The 21,573-nt window shown below is 59.3% G+C and carries 17 protein-coding genes; all 17 read right to left on the reverse strand.

Going from position 1 to position 21,573, the window contains the following annotated elements; translation table 11 throughout:
- Positions 1–21: 21 nt before the first annotated feature.
- The 17 genes from lpxD to nuoN all read right to left on the reverse strand — a co-directional run bounded on the left by lpxD (position 22) and on the right by nuoN (position 21,568).
- Positions 22–1,044: a UDP-3-O-(3-hydroxymyristoyl)glucosamine N-acyltransferase gene (gene lpxD / locus ACP148_RS08385; RefSeq protein ID WP_421950473.1), complete on the reverse strand. Its 1,023-nt coding sequence runs from the start codon at positions 1,042–1,044 to the stop codon at positions 22–24.
- 70 nt (positions 1,045–1,114) lie between these two features.
- Positions 1,115–3,418 carry an outer membrane protein assembly factor BamA gene (gene bamA, locus ACP148_RS08390; protein ID WP_425033383.1) on the reverse strand — a complete coding sequence of 768 codons (2,304 nt, stop codon included), beginning with the start codon at positions 3,416–3,418 and terminating at the stop codon, positions 1,115–1,117.
- A gap of 20 nt (positions 3,419–3,438) precedes the next feature.
- Entirely contained in the window at positions 3,439–4,548 is a 1,110-nt protein-coding gene (gene rseP, locus ACP148_RS08395; protein WP_421950476.1) for an RIP metalloprotease RseP, read from the reverse strand.
- Positions 4,549–4,621: 73 nt separating this feature from the next.
- On the reverse strand, positions 4,622–5,497 hold the full coding sequence (locus ACP148_RS08400; protein ID WP_421950477.1) for a phosphatidate cytidylyltransferase: 876 nt from the start codon (positions 5,495–5,497) through the stop codon (positions 4,622–4,624).
- The gene (locus tag ACP148_RS08405) at positions 5,494–6,243 is read right to left on the reverse strand and encodes an isoprenyl transferase (protein WP_421950478.1); all 750 of its coding nucleotides are present in this window, start codon (positions 6,241–6,243) and stop codon (positions 5,494–5,496) included. The genes ACP148_RS08400 and ACP148_RS08405 overlap by 4 nt, the downstream gene beginning before the upstream one ends.
- Before the next feature lie 35 nt (positions 6,244–6,278).
- Positions 6,279–6,839 carry a ribosome recycling factor gene (frr, locus tag ACP148_RS08410; RefSeq protein ID WP_421950479.1) on the reverse strand — a complete coding sequence of 187 codons (561 nt, stop codon included), beginning with the start codon at positions 6,837–6,839 and terminating at the stop codon, positions 6,279–6,281.
- 96 nt (positions 6,840–6,935) lie between these two features.
- Positions 6,936–7,649 (reverse strand): UMP kinase, encoded by a 714-nt coding sequence (gene pyrH / locus ACP148_RS08415; RefSeq protein ID WP_421950480.1) that lies wholly within the window; start codon positions 7,647–7,649, stop codon positions 6,936–6,938.
- A 57-nt stretch (positions 7,650–7,706) separates the two neighbouring features.
- Positions 7,707–8,633, reverse strand: a complete 927-nt coding sequence (tsf, locus tag ACP148_RS08420) for a translation elongation factor Ts (RefSeq protein ID WP_421950481.1) — start codon at positions 8,631–8,633, stop codon at positions 7,707–7,709.
- Positions 8,634–8,732: 99 nt separating this feature from the next.
- A complete protein-coding gene (gene rpsB, locus ACP148_RS08425; RefSeq protein ID WP_421950482.1) occupies positions 8,733–9,533 on the reverse strand; it encodes a 30S ribosomal protein S2 in 801 nt (266 codons plus the stop codon).
- 154 nt (positions 9,534–9,687) lie between these two features.
- Complete coding sequence (gene dnaE, locus ACP148_RS08430; protein ID WP_421950483.1) at positions 9,688–13,131, reverse strand: DNA polymerase III subunit alpha; 3,444 nt, start codon at positions 13,129–13,131, stop codon at positions 9,688–9,690.
- A 391-nt stretch (positions 13,132–13,522) separates the two neighbouring features.
- Positions 13,523–14,209, reverse strand: a complete 687-nt coding sequence (locus tag ACP148_RS08435) for an ABC transporter ATP-binding protein (RefSeq protein WP_421950484.1) — start codon at positions 14,207–14,209, stop codon at positions 13,523–13,525.
- Positions 14,202–15,506, reverse strand: coding sequence for an ABC transporter permease (locus ACP148_RS08440; protein WP_421950891.1), 1,305 nt, complete (start codon positions 15,504–15,506; stop codon positions 14,202–14,204). The genes ACP148_RS08435 and ACP148_RS08440 overlap by 8 nt, the downstream gene beginning before the upstream one ends.
- Positions 15,507–15,565: 59 nt before the next feature.
- The gene (gene proS, locus ACP148_RS08445; protein ID WP_421950485.1) at positions 15,566–16,915 is read right to left on the reverse strand and encodes a proline--tRNA ligase; all 1,350 of its coding nucleotides are present in this window, start codon (positions 16,913–16,915) and stop codon (positions 15,566–15,568) included.
- A 365-nt stretch (positions 16,916–17,280) separates the two neighbouring features.
- Positions 17,281–17,526, reverse strand: coding sequence for a DUF1467 family protein (locus ACP148_RS08450; protein WP_421950486.1), 246 nt, complete (start codon positions 17,524–17,526; stop codon positions 17,281–17,283).
- Between the two features lie 8 nt (positions 17,527–17,534).
- Complete coding sequence (locus tag ACP148_RS08455; protein ID WP_421950487.1) at positions 17,535–19,217, reverse strand: ribonuclease J; 1,683 nt, start codon at positions 19,215–19,217, stop codon at positions 17,535–17,537.
- Positions 19,218–19,277: 60 nt separating this feature from the next.
- Positions 19,278–20,111 carry a biotin--[acetyl-CoA-carboxylase] ligase gene (locus ACP148_RS08460; RefSeq protein WP_421950488.1) on the reverse strand — a complete coding sequence of 278 codons (834 nt, stop codon included), beginning with the start codon at positions 20,109–20,111 and terminating at the stop codon, positions 19,278–19,280.
- Positions 20,112–20,122: 11 nt separating this feature from the next.
- Positions 20,123–21,568: an NADH-quinone oxidoreductase subunit NuoN gene (gene nuoN, locus ACP148_RS08465; protein ID WP_421950489.1), complete on the reverse strand. Its 1,446-nt coding sequence runs from the start codon at positions 21,566–21,568 to the stop codon at positions 20,123–20,125.
- Positions 21,569–21,573 lie beyond the last annotated feature (5 nt).

A 21,573-nucleotide genomic window follows, 5' to 3' on the forward strand; every position in this document is an offset into this window, starting at 1 on the left:
CCGTATCAGCACTGAGGGTACTCAAGTCTTATCCCCTTTTGACAACCGTCTTACCGCTACGATTTCTCGCTTCCACATCTTTACATCCTGCGCAGGCGCTCCGGCAATATTGGAGCCGGGGGGAAAGCTGTGGGTAACCCCGGAACGAGCAAGGACCAGCGTGTTGGCGCCAAGACGCAGATGCCCCGCGGTGCCCGCACCACCCCCCATTACGACGCCATCTTCCAGGATCGTTGAGCCGGACAGCCCGCACATGCCAGAAATAACGCAGTTGCGGCCGATGCGGCAGTTGTGGCCAACCTGAACGAGATTGTCGATCTTGGTGCCTTCACCAATGACCGTGTCGCCAAGCGTGCCGCGGTCGACTGTGGTATTGGCGCCAAGTTCGACGCGGTCTTGAATAATGACGCGGCCGAGTTGCGGGATCTTGCGATGCCGGTCCGAGCGAAGCTGGAAGCCGAAACCCTCCGCACCGATAACAACTCCCGGCTGGATGACGACTTCATTGCCCAGATAGGCGCACTCAATTGAAACATTGGAGCCGATAACGCAGTCGCGTCCGATTGTTACACCTGCGCCAATCGTGCTGTTGGCGCCGATGACAGTGCCCGATCCGATTTGAGCGCCTGGCCCGACCGCGACATTGGCGGCAAGTATCACGCCGGGTTCAATCAGAGGCATGGGCTCAGCGCGAGTCGAGGCGCGGATAACGGCCGCGCCGTCGTCGGGGTAGAATACATTGAGGATGTCGACAAAGACATCGTAGGGCTTTTCGCAAACTATTGGGGTCGCATGGTCTGCGACAGATTCGGCAAGTTCGGCGGTCACCAGCACCGCACCCGCTCCGCTGCGGGCCAGCTGATCAGCGTAGGACTTGCTGGCGGCAAACGAAATGCTGGCGGCTCCGGCATCAGCGAGATCGCTGGCGCCTTCAATTGACGGGTCTGAAGCCAGACTACCGGCCAAAGCCTTGTGCCCTGCCGCATCAAGCAAGTCCGACAGAAGCCGCGGGCCAGTGCACTCGTGAAATCGGGGATCGATCATTGCTGCGCCTGAAAAAGAAACCGCGGCCCTGATACGCCGCGGTTTCCGTTTTTTCAATAAGAGCGGACGATTAGAACAGTGTCGAAAGCGTCAGCTGGAAGACCTGGGTTCGGTCGTTTGCATCGGGATCGATGACGTGGGCGAAGTCGCCGCGCAGCGGACCAAGAGGCGATTCCCAAATCAGCGAACCACCAACCGAGGATTTAAGTGGGTTACCGATGCCGGTGTCGGCCACGCCGGAAGCCGGAATACCGTCGATCCAACCCATGTCACCCCAGACAGCACCGCGCAGGCCCCAGTTTTCGGGCAGGAACGGCAGAGGGAAGTCGATCTCGGCAGACAGGCCGGCGTACGAGAGCACGCCAAGCGCATCGTCGGTTGCCACCGTACGGGCACCCATGCCACCAAAGCGATAGCCACGGACGAGGTTCGGCCCAAGCTGGAACGTATCGGTGGGATGGATACCGCTGCCACCGATATCGGTAATTGTGCCGGCCTGGCCACGCAGGCTGCCAACCACACCCATTTCTTCCCAGATCGGATAGTAGACGCGCGCTCTGACTTCGGTCTTGAGGAAGTCGGCGGTGAGCGTCGTGTAGTCCTGCGAGAAGGAGAGAATCATGCCTTCCGTCGGACGCTGCTGATTGTCGAGCGTATCGTAGGTCAGAGTATAGCCGACTGTGAGCCTGTCGCGCGTTCCGCCGATATAGGCCGGGGCGAAGGGAGCATCGTCATCGGTGAACGTCACCTGTTCCAGCCCGAGCCTTGTGGTCAGCGTCAGATCCTGGGCGACCGGAAGGCCGAAGCGGAGCTGACCACCAGTCGTCTCGGTCCCGTAGGAGAAGTTGGAGCCTTCGGAGGTCACACGACGGTAGGCGTCCACACCAGCGGAGATGCGCAGACCCATGAACCGCGGCTCAGTGAAGCTGAAGTCATAGGTTTCGCCATTTTCAGAGCGGCCAAGGGCAACGCGCAGATATTGGCCGCGACCGAGGAAGTTGCGCTCTGTCAGCGAGATTTCGCCGAAAATGCCGTCGCGCGTCGAATAACCAGCACCGACACCGTAGTCGCCCGTGCTTCGCTCAACGACCGCCACGTTCAGAACAACGCGATCGGGAGCGCTGCCGGGTGCGGACGTAACCTGCACCGAGGAGAAGAAGCCTAGAGCCTCGATGTCAGCACGCCCCTTGGTAACCAGCGCGCGGTTGAACGGATCACCTTCAGCGAAATCAAACTCGCGGCGAATGACGTAGTCGCGTGTCTTGGTGTTTCCTGTGATGTTGATGCGCTCGACATAGACGCGCGGTCCTTCATCGACCAGATAGGTCACGTTGAAGGTGTTGCTGCTGATGTCGCGATCGATACGCGGACGAACCTCGGCAAAGGGGTAGCCCTGGTTGGTCGCACGCACCGCAAGTTCGGAGGTCGATTGGCTCAAATCAGAGAGCGAATAACGACTACCCGAACCGGTACTGATACCACCCCGCAGAGCGTCTGCGTCGAGCCCCGCGATCGAAGTTTCAATGGCGATACTGCCAAAATCGTAGCGCTGACCTTCGTCTACCGTGAAGTTGATGAAGTAGGCATTGCGGGTAGCGTCAAACTCGGCGACCGAGGACAGCACGCGCGCATCAGGAAAGCCACGATTGGCGTAATAAAGCCGGACACGTTCACGATCGACGGCAAGCCGATCCTCGCTGTAGAGATCGTCTCGGAACAACCAACTGAAAATATGGGTCTCCTTGGTGGTCACAACACCCTTGAGAACCATAGAACTGATGGAGTTATTGCCGGTAAAGTTGATCGCCGCTATACCAGCGCGATCCCCCTCATTGACCTGAAAGAATACGCGAACCCGACCGTCCGCGGCAGGTTCGGTGGTCGAGGTCACGGTTACGTTGGAATATCCGACCTGAGTGTAGGCCGCCTGAATGGTCTGGATGTCATTAGCAATGCCAGCCTGGGTGTAGACCCGCCGCGCAGCCACATCGACCATCGCCGAAAGCTGATTGTCATTAAAACGGCTGTTGCCGTCAAACCCGATAGCGGAGACCTCGGTCCCGTCAGCCACCTGGGCCTGCGCAGACGAAACGCTCAGAACCAGCGCAGCACTTCCGATGAAAGGCGCAAAAGTGAAAAGCGCCATGGCGAGGAGGACGCTGTGCAAAAGCTTGGCTGATTTCATCATGATTGTTCTTGCTTGCCTTTTGAGACTTGGACCGGGAATCGTCTCAAGACATGGATTCCCCCATACTCCGATGACAGGTTTTACCTGTTTTTGCTCGACGAGCAAGGTGAAACCCCCTGCCCTGCGGCCAAAAGATGACCAGTCATGTATTCGTGCAACACTTGCTAACCCCTTGATACCGCGCACTGCCTGCCTCCGGCCGGACTTCAGACCAGGTCGTTGATCAGCGTGAAAACCATCAGCGTACACACCAGGGCAAAGCCTATGCGGTATCCGATTTCCTGAACGCGCTGGCTCAGGGGGCGGCCGCGCACAGCCTCATAGAGGTAGTACATCAGGTGACCACCATCCAACATCGGCACTGGGAACAGGTTAATTATGCCAATGTTTAGCGATAAAAGTGCCGTAAGGTTAACCAATGCTAACAGACCCAGCGTCGCCACCTCGCCCGAAACCTGCGCCATGCCCACCGGTCCGGCGACCTGGTCGAGGTCGGCGCGGCCTATGAAAATGTCTCCGAGAAAATTGAGCGTCCGGTCGATGATGAACGAGATTTCCTCGAACGTCATACCGACCGCTTCTAACGGCCCCGGCCGGTAGAGCACGATGTCACCCTCGCCCACGTCGCGCGTGACGCCCATGCGGCCAACCGTGAGCTCGCGCCCGAAGCGGGTCGTCGTGGTTTCACTGAGCGGGATCAGAGACAGGCTTACCTGCTCTCCATCACGCTCGATGACCATAGAAACGCTACGCTCGGGCGCCGTCGAAACAATCCTTTGAACATCCTCAAAGCCGCGGATCGCGTAGCCATCGACGGAGAGGAATCGGTCTCCCGACTCCAGTCCCGCCATCGCGGCCGGCGAATCGGCGATCACGTCACCAACCACGGGATCGAGCGTCAGCCGCCCGTAGCCAAGAAGCATTGCGTAGAGAATCAGGAAGGTGAGGAGAAAATTGGCGGCAGGACCTGCGATCACGACCGCCATGCGCTGGTAGACGGATTTGTTGGCGAACAGATTGGACCGGATGGCCGGATCGTACTGGTCAGCATCCGGATCGGGCATGCTCGCAGCGTTCATATCGCCTGTGAACTTGACGTAGCCGCCGAGCGGAAATGCAGCGATGCGCCACCTTGTGCCACGCTTGTCATTCCAGCCGATCAGCTCGGGACCAAAGCCGATCGAAAACGCGTCGATCGCCACCCCGTTCCAGCGGGCCACGAGATAGTGGCCCATCTCATGGACAAAGACGATGACCGTCAGGATGGCAAGGAAGGGTATGATGTAGTTCAGGAAGAACGGCAGTTCACCGATCATCGAAAATCCCTTTCAAGCGATGCCAAGACAAGCAATGGCGAGCCATGGTGGCCCAATGTGTCGAATTGGCGTTCTACCAGAACAGGATGCCTTGTGGTACCGCGCCCAGCCCCCGATTTGCCAACCCGATACACCACAACACGATACCGGCCGAGGTCAGGCTGTCGATACGGTCCATCAGCCCCCCATGGCCGGGGATTATGTCACCGCTGTCCTTTACGGCGAAGCGGCGCTTTACCGCACTCTCCGCCAGATCGCCCAGCTGGCCGGAAATCGAGACAACGACCGAAATCAGAAGGCCGATGGCAAAGGGTGACGGTGTATCAAGCGCCCAGCCAGCGAGAAACCACACAGCAATGCCGCTTAGCGTTCCGGCGCACAAACCGCCAGCCGCTCCCGACCAGGTTTTGGAGGGCGATACATCGGGCGACAGCTTCGTCCCCCCGACGATGCGGCCAACAAAATAGGCGCCGATGTCCGTCATCCAGACCACCGAGACCAGAAATACCCCAGCCCATATACCGACACCCGAGCTGCCTCGAATGGCCAGAAACGCGATGGTGGAGAATCCGAAAAACACAATGCCACTAATGCGCCAGTGCCGGTTGGGTGCTTTTATGAGCAGAGCCAGCACGATAGCGACGCCGAACACGATAGCACTGGTCCAGGCCCCGTTCATTGGATGAGCGACCGCAGCAACAGCGGTCATTCCCATGAAGAACACCGCCGGCCAGGCAGACTGGCGTCCGGTAATCATGGCTTCCCATTCGCGATAGGCGCCGGCCATGACAAGCGCGATGAGAAGCGCGAACGGAATCCAACCGGCAATCAGGGCAATAGCGGTGAGGGGAATGAGGACAATGGCCGAGAGCAGACGCGGCAGGAGGTCCGGTCCGAAAGGCCAAAATCCCCCATAAGCTGTCGTCGCCCTACCCTTGTCTTCCGTCACGTCCTGATACCGCCAAACCGTCTGTCGCGCTCAGTGTAGGATTTGAGCGCACGGACGAAAACCGATTCGTCGAAATCGGGCCAGTTTTCCTCGACAAAGACGAGTTCGGCATAGGCAGATTGCCAGAGCAGAAAATTGGAGAGCCTCATTTCGCCGCTGGTACGCAAGATGAGATCGGGATCGGGGAGCCCGGAGGTATCGAGATGGCGGGCTATGGTCGCCTCGTCTATCTCTTCTGGCTTGAGCTCGCCTGCAGCGACCTTGCGAGCAATAACGCGAGTGGCAGTCACGATCTCGGTTTTGGCGCCGTAATTGAAGGCAATAACCAGATCGAGGCCGGTGTTTCCGGCCGTCCGGGCCTCCACATCATCAATAATGCCGCGCAGGCCGCGTTCCAGCCCCAGCCGATCGCCGATGATGCGAATGCGAACATTTTGCGCGAGTAGCTTTTCAAGATCGGAGGCAACGAACCGTCGCAATAGCCCAAAGATGAAGCGCACTTCATCTGGCGGACGGCGCCAGTTCTCAGCGGAAAACGAGAAAAGGGTCAGGCACTGTATGCCATAATCGATGGACAGGGCGACTATGCGGCGCACGGCCTCGACCCCCGCCCTGTGACCCTCGGAACGCCCCAGGCCGCGCTGTTTCGCCCAGCGGCCGTTGCCGTCCATAATCACGCCGACATGGCGCGGGATCTTGAGATCGCGCTGAGGCTCAATCGATACTGTTGCCGGATGTGTCGACATCGGTTTCCTCAGACCGGAGCCAATCCGGCGCCAGCCTATACGTGCATGATTTCCTGTTCCTTGGCGCCGACAAGTTGATCGATCTCAGCAATCGCATCGTCTGTTGCCTTTTGCACCCTATCAGTCTCGGTTCTTGCGTCGTCCTGGCCCATATCACCATCCTTTTCGAGCTTGCGCAAAAGCTCGATGCCGTCGCGACGCACGTGACGAACGGCCACACGCGCCTGCTCGGCATATTGATGGGCAACCTTGGAGAGTTCGCGGCGGCGTTCTTCGTTAAGCTCGGGCAGCGGAACGCGTATGATCTGGCCTTCGGCCATGGGATTGAGGCCGAGCGAGGATTCTCGGATTGCCTTTTCGACGGCGGCGGCCATCGAGCGGTCCCAGACCTGCACCGAGAGCATCCGCGACTCGGGCACTGAAACCGTGGCAACCTGATTGAGCGGCATCATCGAGCCGTACGCATCGACCATGATCGGTTCAAGCAGGCTGGCACTGGCGCGTCCGGTGCGCAAGCCGGCGAGGTCACCCTTCATCGACTCAATGGATTTCTTCATCCTCGTGCGGAGGCTTTCGAGTGAGAACGCTTCGGACATCAAGTCTTCTCCCGGTCGTCTGCTGGGCGCTGCAGCCCGCGGTCGCCTGACCAGTCGGCCAAACGATCATGTCATTTTTACAATCAGCGCGTGGCGTCAGCCGACACGCGTACTCGGTGTGCGTCCATCGAGAACGCCCACCAGCCCTTCCTTGTCCGACAAGGCATAGACGATTATCGGCAAGCCATTGTCTCGCGCAAGAGCAAATGCCGCCGTGTCCATGACCCGCAGATCCTGGGCAATCACCTCCTCATGGGAAATGGCCTCAAATCTGGTGGCGGAGGGATCTTTTTCAGGATCGGCGGAATAAACGCCATCGACTTTGGTGCCCTTGAGCAGCACATCGCAACGCAACTCGATGGCCTTGAGCGCCGCCGCGGTATCGGTGGTAAAGAACGGATTGCCCGTGCCGCCCGCACAGATTACCGTCGCGCCACCCTCGAGCGCAGCGATCGCGGCGCGCTGGGTGAAAGTATCACAGATCGAAGGCATCGAGACGGACGAGAAAACGTGGGACCGCCCTCCCGCCCTGCGGATCGCGTCGCCCAGGGCCAGGGAATTGATAACCGTTCCGAGCATGCCCATGTGGTCGCCGATCACCCGATCGCCGCCCTTGGCGGCAACGGCCATACCCCTAAAGATGTTGCCGCCGCCGATGACGATGGCAACCTGCATGCCGGCACGGGTCAGATCGACGATCTGGCGCGCAATGGAATTTAGAAATTCAGGCTCTATCCCATATGACTGGTCTCCGGCGAGGGCTTCGCCGGAGACCTTGAGCAAGACGCGTGAATAGCCGGTTCTGGACATTAAGGTGTCCTGCTTTCGAGCTTATTGCGACGACGAATCCGAAAAATTTCGGTTACGTTACGCGGTGCCCGCAGCGGCGGCAACCTCGGCTGCGAAGTCCGATTCCTGCTTCTCGATGCCCTCACCGAGAGCAAAGAGCACATAGCCAGCGACCTTGATCGGAGCGCCAACGTCGGCCTCGGCATTCTTGACTGCCTGTTCAACGGTATTTTCACCGTCGATCACGAACGTCTGGGCCAGAAGGGTCACTTCCTCGTAGTACTTGCGGATGCGACCTTCGACCATCTTTTCGATGATGTTGTCGGGCTTTCCGGACTGGCGGGCCTGCTCGGAGAACACGGAGCGCTCGCGCTCGACGGCCTCGGGGTCGAGATCGTCGGCCGAAAGAGACAGCGGCTTGGTCGCGGCAACGTGCATGGCAATCTGGCGGCCCAAGGCCGTGAGCTTGTCCTTATCACCGGCCGATTCGAGGCCAACGAGCACACCGATGCGCCCAAGTCCTTCCGAGATCGAGGAGTGGACATAGCTGCCGATGGCGCCCTGCGCTACTTCCATGACCGCAGCACGGCGCAAGGTCATGTTTTCGCCGATCTTGGCGATGGCTTCGGTCAGTTCCTCGGACACAGTGCGGCCGGTGCCGGGGAACTGCGCAGCGGCCAGCGCATCGACGTCGCCATTGGCTGCGAGCGCCAGCTTGGCCGCGTTGCGTACGATACCCTGGAACTGCTCGTTGCGGGCAACGAAGTCAGTTTCGGAGTTGATTTCGACGATAGCGGCGCGGTTACCTTCTACGGCAACGCCTACGAGACCTTCAGCGGCCACGCGGTCTGCCTTCTTGGCGGCCTTGGCAAGGCCCTTCGAGCGCAGCCAGTCGACCGCAGCTTCGATATCGCCATTAGTTTCGGTGAGCGCCTTTTTGCAGTCCATCATGCCCACCCCGGTCATTTCGCGGAGCTGTTTCACGTCTGCTGCACTGATTGACATCTCGATACCTCTTTGTCTGCCCAGTTCCCGCGCCGGACGGCGCGGGGTGACGGGCACGGATAATGATAAATGCGTGTCGGGGAGATGACGCGCGGGCAATTATGCCTGCGCGGTTTCACCTTCGGCCTGCTGTTCAGCAGCGGGCTCGGCTTCGAGAGCGGGCTCTTCAAGCACTTCCTCGGAAGCACCCATATCGCGGCCCATCGAGGAGGACGAGCGGGCGATACCATCGATCGCAGCCTTCGATACCAGCGACAGGTAGAGCTCAAGGGCACGCGCAGCGTCGTCATTGCCGGGAATGGCATAGTCTACGATATCAGGATCGCAATTGGTGTCGACGATGGCAACCACTGGGATACCCAGACGGCGAGCTTCCTTGATCGCGTTGGCTTCCTTGTTGGTATCGATGACGAACATCAGGTTCGGGATGTTGCCCATGTCCTTGATACCGCCAAGGTCACGCTCAAGGCGTTCCTGCTCGCGGCTGCGCTGCAGGCGCTCACGCTTGGTCAGCCCCGTGGCGCCGTCTGCCTGGAGCGACTCGAGCTCACGCAGACGAGCGATCGAGTTCGAAATGGTCTGCCAGTTGGTCAGCATGCCGCCGAGCCAGCGCGAGTTGACGTAGTACTGGGCACTCTGGCGCGCGGCTTCCGCCACGAGCGGCGCTGCCTGGCGCTTGGTGCCAACGAACAGCACGCGGCCGCCATCGGCCACGGTGTCGCTCACGAGCTGTAGGGCGCGATAGAGAGCCGGCACGGTCTGGCTCAGATCGAGAATGTGGATGTCGTTACGGACGCCGAAAATGTAGCGTTCCATCTTGGGGTTCCAGCGGTGCTTCTGGTGGCCGAAGTGAACGCCGGCCTCAAGCAGTTGACGCATGGAAAAATCAGGCAATGCCATCTGGTATACTCCTTTACCGGTTATGCCTCTGCAAAGGAAAAGAGGCGGAGAACCGCCACCGGATGGACCTGTTTAAAGCACAGGCCCGCCTTTGCATGTGGATTTGACGCTGCGGGCTATATCGCAGCCCCGCCCATATGGCAAGCGTCACGGGCTAGTTCAAGCGCACATCGACCACACCGGTAATGGCTTTCAGCCCTCCGGCGAGTTGTGGCGTGAGGCGAAACTGGCCGGGAAGCTCGATTTCGTACTCGCGTTCGCCCTCATCACGGACCAGAACGAGGCTGACGACCCCCTCCCCGCCTGGCTGGAGCTGGGACTTGATGGGACCAAGGCATCTCTCATTACCAGCAAAGATCGTCATGCGCCGACCGAGTTTTTCCACCGAGGCATCGATGGGTTCGCAATTGATAAGCCTGAGCCGGACGCCGTCGGGGCGGGAATCGGCGCCCACTTCGAGCACTATGGATTTGCCGGGCTCGAGCCAGCGGCCGAAATCACTGATCTGCTCGGAAAAGGCGATACATTCAAAAGATCCACTGGGATCGGAGAACATCATGATGGCCATTGTCGAGCCCTTTCGGGTGCGGCGATCCTGACGCGAGATCAGCGTTCCGGCGAGGCGCCCCGCCACGGCGCCATTGCGGGCGGCGCGCTCGAAGTTCGACCATTGCTGGACGCGAAGTTTTTCGAACAGTTCTGTGTAATCGTCGAGCGGATGGGCCGAAAGATAAAATCCGATGGCAGCGTGTTCGCGGGCCAGGCGTTCCGTCAGGCTCCAGGGCGCTACGTGCTCGGGGGGCGTGATGGCCTGGGGCTGGCTCGAAGCGAACATATCAACGATACCGTCGGCGCGTCCGCTGGTTTCGCGCTGAGCTGTGCTAACGATGGTATCGATGACCTCGACGATCTGTTCCCGCCGCTTGTTGAGCATATCGAAAGCGCCGGCGTTGATCAGGGTTTCCAGCGTGCGCTTATTGATAATTTTGGGGTCGATGCGGGAGGCGAAATCGGCCAAATCGTTGAAGGGGCGGTTAGCCCGGATTTCAACGATGTGCTCGGCGACATGGCGGCCCACCCCCTTGACGGCGCAGAGCGAATAGAGAATGCGCCCATCGCGCACCGAAAAATTGACTTCGGACCGATTGATGCAGGGTGGGACGACTTCGATATCCTTTTTTTGCGCTTCGCGGCGGAAATCAGACAGCTTGTCGGTCTGGGCCATGTCGAGCGTCATCGACGCGGCGTAGAACTGTTCGGGATAATGGGTCTTGAGATAGGCCGTCTGATAGGACACCCAGGCGTAAGCGGCGGCGTGGCTCTTGTTGAAACCGTAATTGGCGAATTTGGCGAGCAGGTCGAAGATGGTATCGGCCTGACCCTTCTTGATGCCGTTGCGGATCGCGCCTTCCTGGAAGCGGACCCGCTGCTTGTCCATTTCGGCCTTGATCTTCTTACCCATGGCACGGCGCAGCATGTCGGCCTCGCCCAGCGAGTAGCCCGACAGCAACTGGGCGATCTGCATCACCTGTTCCTGATAGACGATGATGCCGTAGGTCTCGTCAAGGACAGCGGCCAAAGTCTCGTGGGGGTATTCCACCTCTTCGCGGCCATGCTTGCGGTTGATGAAGCTTGGGATGTTGTCCATCGGGCCAGGCCGATAGAGCGCGTTCATGGCAATCAGGTCTTCGATGCGGTCGGGCTTGAGTTCGACCAGCGCGCGGCGCATCCCCGGACTTTCAAACTGGAAGATGCCATAAGTATCGCCATCAGCGTAGAGCTTGTAGGTTGGCGCATCCTCAAGCGGGATGGCATCGATATCAAGGTCAACGCCGGTTTCCTTGACCATTTCGACTGCATAGCGGATCGTGGTCAGCGTCTTGAGGCCAAGAAAGTCGAATTTCACAAGTCCAGCCGGCTCGACCCATTTCAGGTTATATTGGGTGACCGGCATATCCGAGCGCGGGTCACGATAGAGCGGAAGCAGCTTTTGCAGCGGGCGGTCGCCGATCACGATGCCGGCGGCGTGGGTCGAGGCATGGCGGAACAAACCCTCGAGCTTGCCGGCAATGCGCAAGAGTTCGGCGACGGTTTCATCCTCATCCCGCATCATCTGCAGGCGCGGCTCATCGTTTATGGCCTGCGCCAGCGTCACGGGATTGGCGGGATTGTTGGGGACGAGCTTACAGATGCGATCCACCTGCCCGTAGGGCATCTGGAGCACCCGGCCAACGTCGCGCAGCGCTGCACGGGGCTGGAGCGTTCCGAAGGTGATGATCTGGGCGACCTGCTCGTAGCCGTACTTGTCCTGGACGTAGCGGATAACCTCTTCGCGGCGCTCCTGGCAAAAGTCGATGTCAAAGTCCGGCATCGACACGCGTTCGGGATTGAGGAAGCGCTCGAAGAGCAGATTGTACCGCAGCGGATCAAGGTCAGTAATGGTGAGCGCATAGGCCACAAGCGAGCCCGCGCCGGACCCACGGCCCGGCCCCACCGGAATATCGTGAGCCTTCGCCCATTTTATAAAATCCGCAACAATAAGGAAATAGCCGGGAAACTTCATGTCCCGGATGACCTTGATCTCAAATTCGAGCCGCTCTTGATACTCCTGAGTGGAGCGTTCAGGCGCATGGCCATAATCGGCCAGGCGCATCTTGAGCCCCTCGCGTGCCTGCCGGGCCAGTTCTTCACCTTCGGCGGCGACAGCCTCCTCTTCGCTCACGCCGTCGGCAGCGGCGAATTTGGGCAGAATGGGGTCGTGCGTACGCGGGCGGTAGCTGCAGCGCTGTGCAATTTCGACGGTGTTTTCAAGCGCCTCGGGCAGATCGGAAAACAGCGCGATCATTTCCTGGCGCGTCTTGTAGTGGTGCTGGTCGGAGAGCCGGCGACGCTCGGTTTGCGCAACAACCGAACCCGCAGCGATAGCCAGCAGTGCGTCGTGAGAGTCGTAATCTTCCTGCTTGGGGAAATAGGGTTCATTGGTGGCCACGAGCGGCAAATCGAGCCGGTAGGCAAGATCGATCAAGCGTGGCTCGACTGCATTTTCCAGTGCCCGGTTATGACGCTGGATCTCCACATACAGACGATCGCCAAATACGCGATGAAGAACAGACAGGCGGGCCTCGGCCTGACCGTCCAGCCCGGCGGCGAGATAGGGATCGATGGCGCCTTCCGGCCCCCCGGTCAAACAGAGTAGGCCCTGTGCGCTATCGACCAACCAATCGATATGGATCGCGGTTCGCCCGTCGCAACCTTCCTGGTAGGCTCGCGAGACGAGTTCTGCCAGATTGGCGAACCCGTTGGCATCGGCCGCGATCAGAACGACGGACCCTTTACCCAGGTTGACGCGGTCCGAGGGCTTGTCGGCATCCGCTCCAAAATCAAGAGCCAGTTCACACCCAATAATGGGCTGGATGCCCTTGCCCGAGGCTTTCTCGGAAAACTCAAGGGCGCCGAACAGATTGTTCGTGTCTGCAATCCCGATGGCGGGCTGGCCGTCCGACTTGGCCAAATCCAGTATCGTGCCAAGCGGCAATGCCCCCTCGAGCAGGGAGAAGGCCGAATGAACATGGAGATGAACGAAACCGGGACCGGACATTGTTTGTTACCCGAGGATGCTGGGTGGCCTTTGTGCCATTCCGCGCCACGCAATGCCACCACATGGGCGGCTTATGCACAGCCGGGAATCAGACGAGATAGGGCATCATATCGAGATAAAGCAGCGTAACGCCACCAAAGGCCGTAAGCGAAACCAGAGCCATGAAGTCCTTGACAAAATCGAGCATGGAAGCCTCCGTTGGGTGCTGTTTATGATTTGTTCTTATATATTCATGTTTTGTTCTTGTCCACATAGTTCACAGGTCGCGAGTCCGCCTGGTTAAGAAAACCTTATCGGCAGCCCAGATAACAACGTCAGCAAGAAGGCAGGAGTCCGGGGCGGAGGGCCCCGCAATGGTCCCTCGCCTCTTTACTCAGTCCTGTTCGACTGTTCATACGGTAGCGGGCTGGATGCGGCCGTCCACGATTGTCACTATTCGATCAGCTTTGCGGGCGAGGTCGTGGTTATGGGTGGCGATGATGCAGCCGGCGTTTTGCTGGCGGATAAGCTCGGCAAGTGCCGAGAACACCGTATCGGATGTTGCTGGATCGAGATTGCCGGTCGGCTCGTCGGCCAGAATGAGGCTGGGCCGGTTGGCAGCGGCGCGGGCAATGGCGACCCGCTGCTGCTCGCCGCCCGAAAGCTCCGCGGGGCGGTGGGCAGTTCGGTGGCCAATTCCCATTGCGTCGAGCAGAGTTCTGGAACGCTGGTCGCCGTCGCGTTGGCTCTGGCCGGCAATCAATTGGGGCATGGTGACGTTTTCCAGCGCGCTGAATTCGGGCAGCAAGTGGTGAAACTGGTACACATAGCCAATGAGATGACGGCGAAGCAGCGTGCGCTGACGGTCGGCGAGCCTGGCCGTCCGTTGGCCGTCGATATCGACGTCACCGCCAGTCGAACGTTCAAGCAGGCCGCAAATATGAAGTAATGTCGATTTTCCGGCGCCCGATGGTGCAATGAGCGCGACTATCTCGCCGCGATTGATGGTCAAATCAGCACCGTTGAGGACGTGAACGGCCCCTTCCCCATCGCCATAGGTCTGGCGGACATCCTTGAGTTCGAGAAGCACCTCACTCATAGCGCAGCGCCTCCACCGGATCGTATTGAGCCGCGCGCCATGCGGGATAGAGCGTAGCGAGGAAGGAAAGTCCCAGCGCCATGATAAGTACCACCGTCACTTCAAGGGCGTCCACTCGTGAAGGAAGCTGGGAGAGCATGAAAACCTCGGGCGGGAACAGTGCCACCCCGATAACGTTGGACACCCAGGCCCTGATAGCTTCGGCGTTGATTGCCAACACCAGGCCAAGCAGGAAGCCGGCAATTGTTCCGATAAAGCCGATGGCCGTTCCAGTGATGCAGAAAATGCGCATGATCGAGGCCCGCGTTGCGCCCATGGTACGCAGGACCGCAATATCGGCGCCCTTGTCCTTTACCAGCATCACGAGGCTGGAGATGATATTGAAGGCAGCCACCAGAACGATCATCGAAAGGATGGTAAACATTACCACGCGCTCGACCTGAAGCGCCGAGAAGAAGGTGGCGTTGCGCCGCTGCCAATCGGTAAACACCATTGGCCGTCCGGCAGCCTGTTCGAGTTCGAGTTGCTTGTTCCAGGTCGCGTCAGGGTCGTTGAGGAACACCTCGACTGCAGTCGCCGTGTAAATCCTCTCATAAGCTGCGTCGATTTCCTCGTCACTGGCCATGATGTCAGGTTCCTCCATGCCTGCGCGCAGTCGGTCCTCATAGAGCCGGAAATAGTTCTGCGCAGCGCGGATGGGCATGAATATGAATAGGGAATCGAACTCCACCATACCGACATCGAAAACGACGTTGATCGGATAGGATCGAATCTGGGGGGTCGAGCCAAGCGGGGTGCGCGGGCCATTGGGGGTGACAATCGTTATGGTGTCACCCACCGTCACACCGAGTTGCGAGGCCATGCGCCCGCCGATAGCGACGCCCTCAAGATCGTCCCAATCCTCCCAGCCGCCAGCGAGTGTGCTGGAATAGAGCAAGGGCAGCTTTTCGATATCAGCCAGCGTCATGCCGCGTACATTGGCGCCCGTCGAATTGTAGGTGCCGGTGACCAGCGCCTGTCCTTCCACAAATGCAACCGCTGAAACCACGCCATCAACCCCCTCGAGACGGTCGCGGACGGCTTGATAGTCATCGAATGTCTCTTCGATGGGAAAGGCGGTGAAGTGGCCATTCAAACCGAGAATCTTGGAAAGAAGTTCATCGCGGAACCCGTTCATGACGCTCATGACGACGATCAGGGTGGCAACGCCGATGGCGATGCCGATCATCGTGAGCGCCGCGATGACCGAAATGAAAGCATCGCTGCGTCGTGCCCGAAGATAGCGGCCGGACACCATCCACTCAAAGCGTGAAAATGGACGCGTTCCCTTTTGCTGCCGGGCGGCCTCGGCGGAGCTCAAGCGTTGTCCCTGCGTTCGGGTTCGATAAGCGCTTTCAGGCGAGAAACGGCGTCTTCGATGCCGATGGTTTCGCGTTCACCGGATTTGCGATGCTTGATTTCCACCTCTCCGGAGGCCAGCCCGCGCGGGCCGACGATGAGCTGGAAGGGAATCCCGATGAGATCGGACGTCGCAAATTTCTGTCCGGCACCCGTGGCGCGATCATCATACAGCGCGTCGATGCCGGCGGCCTGAAGCTGGCCGTAGAGTTTTTCATTGGCCGCGTCACATTCGGCATCACCGGATTTGAGATTGATGAGGGTTACCTCAAATGGTGCGACCGAGACGGGCCAGATGATGCCGTTTTCGTCATGGCTAGCTTCGATGATAGCCGGAACGATGCGGGTCAATCCGATACCGTATGAGCCCATATGGACAGCAACGTCCTTGCCGTCCGAGCCCGTCACCTTGGCACCCATGGGGTCGGAATATTTTGTACCGAAGTAAAAGACCTGGCCCACTTCAATGCCGCGGGCCGCGATACGCTTTTCCTCAGGCACCTTTGCGGCGAAATCGGCCTCGTCGTGCATGTCTTCGGTGGCCGCATAAAGCGAGGTCCAGTCGGCGACGATACCAGACAGGTCACCCATGAAGTCGGTGTCGGCGGACGGGATCGGCTTGTCGAGCATATCGGCATGGCAGAACACGCCACTTTCGCCCGTATCGGCCAGGACGATGAACTCGTGGGACAAGTCGCCACCGATCGGCCCGGTTTCGGCACGCATCGGGATGGCCGTCAGCCCCATGCGCCAATAGGTGCGCAGATAGGCCACGAACATGCGGTTGTAGGCCTTTACGGCATCGTCCTTGTCGAGATCGAAGGAGTAGGCGTCCTTCATCAGGAATTCGCGGGACCGCATGGTGCCGAAGCGCGGGCGGATCTCGTCGCGAAACTTCCACTGAATGTGGTAGAGATTGAGCGGGAGATCTTTGTAGGAACGCACATAGGAACGGAAGATTTCGGTGATCATCTCCTCGTTGGTCGGACCGTAGAGCATGTCGCGCTCATGGCGGTCCTGCATACGCAACATTTCCTTGCCGTAATCCTCATAGCGTCCCGATTCGCGCCATAGGTCCGCCGATTGCAGCGTGGGCATCAGGAGTTCGACAGCCCCTGCCCGGTTCTGCTCTTCCTCGATGATCTGCTGGATCTTGCGCAGTACCTTGTACCCCAGCGGCAGCCAGGCATACATTCCTGCGCCCTGCTGCGAGATCATGCCGGCGCGCAGCATTAGGCGGTGAGAGATGATTTCCGCCTCTTTGGGTGTCTCTTTGAGGACGGGCAGGAAATAGCGGGACAGGCGCATGAGAACTCCGATTTGCCGGGAACCGACTCAAGGGCTCAATACCGGGCTGCGCAATCAAGCGCAAGGAACGGTGAAAAGGCAAGTCCACGAGGGTGCGACGGCTTTCCTGTCCGTTTTTTGTTATCGTGCGACTATTCGCAAATTTTCTGCTTGTCGCGACAATTTGTCCTTGATAGGGTCCGCGCCATACAAAGAGAGGCGGGTACAACCTGCCGACGCTGACAACGTCAAGGGAGGAGCACTGGCCGCCCGATCTGAGCGCTGTAAGACCAGTGGATTGTCGCGAAACTTTTTTTAAATGCAGGGCCTTAGCCCTGCATTTTTTTGTTCTGCATCAATTAAACGAACTGGTCCGTTTGGAGCGCTCAGCTCCAGTATTCTTGCAGCCACGGATTGCTCATACCCCAGAATATGAGCGCGGTCAGGACCGCGGAAATGAGCGTCGTTGCAAGCGCCTTTTGCCAAAGATGCACTTTGGTGGGGGCTCCCGGGTCGGTGCCGTCCGTCACCTCTCCATCTTCGTGCTGACCGCGCACGCCGAATGGCAGGACGGCAAAAAGCACTGTCCACCAGACGATGAAATAGATCGCTACGTAGGTAAAGGGCTGCATTATCTAAGCTACACCTTGTGAACGAAGACCTTGACGATGGGCTTGCGCCCCCAGGCGGCATTGAGTTCGGAGCGCACCGCGCGGCGGATCGCTTCGGCCAAGCGCCCTGTATCGGCCCGGCGCTTTTCCGGAAAGCTCTTGATCGCCCCCCGTGCCGCCGACTGAGCGACGGCGCTCAGCGGATCGTCATCGTCCGCCAGATCGGGCAGCCCGTCCAGATCGAATTCGGGGCCTGAGACAATCTGCCCGCGTCCGTTCACCACGAGGCTCACGATGGCCACGCCGCCGAACGCCAGCCGCCGGCGGTCGCGGACGTTCGATTCTTCGGGCGTACATAAGAGATTACCGTCGAGATAGAGAATGCCGGTGCGGACTTCGCCGCGATGGTGCTTGGTATTGGGGAAGAGCTGGACCATATCGCCATTGCGGATCGACAGCACGGTCTTGATGCCCTTTTCGCGACCAAAGGTGGCATGAGCTTCAAGGTGCATTGGCTCGCCATGGACGGGGATAAGGACATCTGGCTTGAGCCAATCATAGAGTTGGGCCAGCTCGTGCCGCCTTGGGTGACCGGACACGTGGATCATTTCGTCGCGGCCGGTGACAACCTCAACGCCTTTATCGACCAGCTTGTTCTGTATGTCCTGCACGGCCTTTTCATTGCCTGGGATGGCCCAGGACGAAAAGATCGCCATGTCGCCCGGCGACAAATCGATTACCGGATGAGAACCATCGGCGATACGGGCCATGGCCGCCCGGGATTCGCCCTGGCTGCCCGTGGCTATCAACACCACCTTGTCTCGCGGCAGGTAGCCATAGGCGTCCTGATCGAGGAACTCGGGTACGCCTTCCATCAGGCCCAGTTCGCGGGCAATCCCTGCGATGCGATGGACCGCCCTGCCCGCTGCGACCACCTGGCGGTCCGCCTTTGCAGCGGCGCGGGCGATGGAGATCATCCGGCCGAGATTGGAGGCAAAGATGGTGACCGCGACGCGGTTTTTTGCCGTTGCGATCAGGCGCTCGAGATTGACGCCGACCTCGGTTTCCGAGGGGCTGTCGCCCTCCTTCATCGCATTGGTGGAATCACAGATCAGGGCCAATGGCCTCCCGTCCGACCCGATTTCCTTAAAACGCTTGATGTTGGTAGGCGCAGTGCCGATCGGCGAGGGATCGATTTTCCAGTCACCGGTATGGATCACGCGACCAGCCGGCGTTTCGATCAGAAGAGCGTTGGATTCGGGGATCGAATGGGAAACCTCGATGGGTTCGATCTTGAAGGGACCAACCTGAAAGGGTACGCCCGGGGTGAATATCTGGATTTCGACATCATCCTCGATGTTGTTCGATATCCGCTTTGCTTTGAGCATGGCGGCACCAAAGCGGCCGGCAAAGACCGGCCTGTCAAAGGCGGGCCAGATGTCGAGGATCGCGCCGTAGTGATCTTCATGGGCGTGGGTGAGTACCAATCCAACGACGTTGTCGCCCTCGTCCTCGAGAAACGAGGGATCGGGCATGACCAGTTCGATGCCCGGGAGTTCGGGGCCGCCAAAGCTGACGCCGCAATCGACCACCAGCCATTTGCGATTTTCGGGCGGGCCAAAGCCGTAAAGCCCCATATTCATCCCGATCTCGCCGACCCCTCCAAGGGGCAGGAAGACCATTTCGTCCTGTCCGGACTGTTTTTTCGCCATAGGCCATTGCGCGACCGGATTGCGGTCACGCCCTTTTCAAAATGAGCAGCAATCGCCCTCTCAGCGCAGCGTTGCCGTGGTTCCAAAATGGACGTCGCCCGCTGCTATGGCGATACGATGTCCCTCGTCATCGCGGACAATCAGATGGCCCGCATCATCAATTGTTTCGAATATGCCGCGCAGTACGCTATCACCGCGCTGAACGGCCACTTGGGCGCCAATCCCTGCGGCGCTCTCGCGCCAGCGCCGGATGATCTGACCGGTGCCGGCTCCATTGTTCCAGATCTCGTAGCACTCGACCCAGCTTTCGGCCAGTGCTTCAAAGACCGAGGGCGCGTCAAAGGGTACTCCCAGCGACGCCAGTGACGTGCCCGGATACGGCAGGCCGTCCGGTACCGCGACAACATTGACACCGATACCGATGACAATCGCCGTATGCCCGTCAGGGCGCTTCTGAGCTTCGAGCAGAATGCCGGCGAGCTTGGCCCCGTCGGCGAGCACGTCGTTGGGCCATTTGAGCGCTATGCGTGCGCTGCCTCCGCCACTGGTGCCGTCGGCGCCGTCGATCCCACTACGGATCGAGGCTTTGGGCATCAGGCGGGCCAGAGCGCCGTTAAGCGCTACCCCGGCGACGAAGCCGAGGCCGGCAAGGCCGGCCGTGGGAGCGTCGGGCACCAGCATCAGCGAAGCGGCAAGATTGCCATGGGGGCTTTCCCAGGCCCGTCCGCGCCGGCCCCTGCCCTCGGTCTGCTGGAGGGCCGCATACCAGATCTTGCCCGCATCGCCCGCCATGGCAGCCTTCATGGCTTCGGCGTTGGTTGAGCCTACGCTATCAAAGCCGATTACCCGATAACCGGCCCCGACGGCGTTTTGGGGAAGAGGAAAAGCGACCACCCGGCCTCACTCTAGAACAGGGAGTTCGCGGCGTCGTGCGCAATGGCCGTCAGAGGCGCGCCCACGGTGAAGAAATAGCTCAGAATCAGGAAACCGGTCAGCGCCATAACAACGCGCAGTTCGATGGCCGGCACAGCATAGGACTGGGTGGGCTCATCGAAATACATGACTTTGATGACTCGAAGATAGTAGAAAGCGCTTACCGCGCTGGCCAACATGCCTATGACCGCCAGAATAAAAAGCTGCGCTTCGATGGCGGCCAGGAAGACCTGCCATTTCGCAAAGAATCCAGCGAGCGGCGGCAAGCCGACTAAAGAGAACATGAACAGCGCGAGAGTGGCTGCGACGAATGGGCGGGATTTGGCCAGGCCGGCCAGATCGTCGATAGTTTCGACGTATCCATCGTCGTTCTTGAGCGCGAGAACGCAGGCGAAGGTGCCGATTGTCATGGTGATGTAGACCGCCATATAGATGGCGACGCCTTCCACGCCGATGATGTTTCCGGCAGAAAGCCCAACCAGCGCAAAACCGACATGACCGATAGACGAATAGGCGAGCAGCCGCTTGAGGTTGTTTTGGCCGATGGCGGCGAAAGAAGCCAATACCATCGAGGCGATGGAGAGGAAGATCACGACCTGTTGCCAATCGCTGGCGATGGGTTCGAACGCATCAAAGACGATCCGGATGAGCAGCGCCATAGCGGCGACTTTGGGGGCCGATGCGAAGAAGGCGGTGACGGGGGTGGGCGCGCCTTCGTAAACGTCGGGTGTCCACATGTGGAACGGGACCGCAGAAATCTTGAAGGCAATGCCTGCCAGAAGGAAGACGAGGCCGAAGATGATGCCGGGGGTCCGCTCCCCGAGGGCGACGGCCTGGGCGATCTGATCGAGCTGGGTGTGGCCCGTGAAGCCATAAACCAGCGAAGCGCCATAAAGGAGCATCCCTGAGGACAGAGCGCCAAGAACGAAATATTTCAGACCTGCCTCGGTTGCCTTGCCGCTATCACGCTTGAAGGCTGCGAGAACGTACAGCGAGAGCGACTGCAGCTCGAGGCCGACATAAAGGCTCATCAGGTCATTGGCCGAAACCATCATCATCATGCCCAGTGTGGCCAGGACAATGAGGACGGGATACTCGAACTTGTTGAGGCCGTTCTCAACTGAACTCGAAACCGAAAGGACCAAAGCGAAAGCCGAACCGACCAAAATCAGGACCTTCATGAAGCGGGCGAAGCCGTCATTGATGAAACCACCCGCAAAGATGACCCCCTCGGTGGGGACGAACGCGACCATCACGGCGATAGCGATCAGCAGGCCGATGGCGATACCAGTGATGCCGGTGGCGATTTCCTTTTTGGCGAACACGCCAACAAGGAGCAGCACCAGCGCGCCGACGGCGAGCAGCATTTCGGGATAGGCAGGCGCCAGAGAGGCGAAACCGGCAAATTCAGACACCACATTCA

Source organism: Pelagibacterium sp., from assembly GCF_965249125.1.
Lineage (GTDB): Bacteria > Pseudomonadota > Alphaproteobacteria > Rhizobiales > Devosiaceae > Pelagibacterium.